Genomic DNA, 975 nt, shown 5'->3' on the forward strand with positions numbered 1-975 from the left:
TCCTCTTGTAAGTCCTCCAAGAGGGTGATGATCTGCGCCTGGACGGAGACATCGAGCGCGGATACCGGCTCGTCGGCGACGATGAAGTCGGGATCTACCGCCAGCGCCCGCGCGATGCCGACCCGCTGGCGCTGGCCGCCGGAGAGCTCGTGGGGATAGCGGCCGAACTGCCCGCGCTCCAGCCCGACCGCGTCCATCAGTTCGAAGACGCGCTCGCGTCGACGCCCCTGGGCGAGATCGTGAATCTTCAGCGGCTCCATTATGGTCTGGCCGGCGGTCATCCGCGGGTCGAGGCTCGACATCGGGTCTTGGAACACCATCTGCATGTCCTTCCGACGCTTGCGGAGGTCAGACTTCGAGAGCGACCCGAGGTCCTCCCCGGCGAACACCACCGTCCCGTCAGTCGGCGGGTCCAGATGGAGGATCGCTCGCCCCGCCGTGGACTTCCCGCAGCCGGACTCGCCGACGAGCCCCAGCGTCTCCCGCTCACGGACGTCGAGATCGATTCCGTCGACGGCTTTAACGCTCGGGTCGCCGCCGCCGAACACCCGGTCAAACGCGCCGTTCTCCTGTTGGTAATACTTCCGCATACCGCGGACCTCGACGATCGGGTCACCGGTGGGAGATCTCGCGTCGGCCTGAACGCCTGCGGTTCCGTACGCGGCCTTATCGAACTCGTCGTGGACGCACTTCGACCGGTGGTCGACATCGTCGCCGCCGTGCTGGAGGAACGGGATCTCACCCTCGCGGCACCGCGGCTCGGCCCACGGGCACCGCGGCGCGAAGTGGCACCCGTCGGGCATGTCGATCAGGTCGGGGACGTTCCCCTCGATCGGCGTCAGCCGCTCTTTCTCCTCGGTCGGGATCGACTCCAACAGGGTGTACGTGTAGGGGTGACTGGGGTTGGAGAATATCTCCTCGACCGGGCCCTCCTCGACAATCTCGCCGGCGTACATCACGGCCACGCGGTCGCAG

1 protein-coding gene is annotated in these 975 nt (G+C 67.0%); it reads right to left on the reverse strand.

What is annotated here, in order from left to right; translation table 11 throughout:
* Positions 1-975 (reverse strand): oligopeptide/dipeptide ABC transporter ATP-binding protein (locus DVK07_RS19645; RefSeq protein WP_147441257.1); only part of this gene is annotated, 975 nt, incomplete at both ends.

Source organism: Halorubrum sp. Atlit-26R, from assembly GCF_003666015.1.
In the GTDB taxonomy this organism is placed as follows: domain Archaea; phylum Halobacteriota; class Halobacteria; order Halobacteriales; family Haloferacaceae; genus Halorubrum.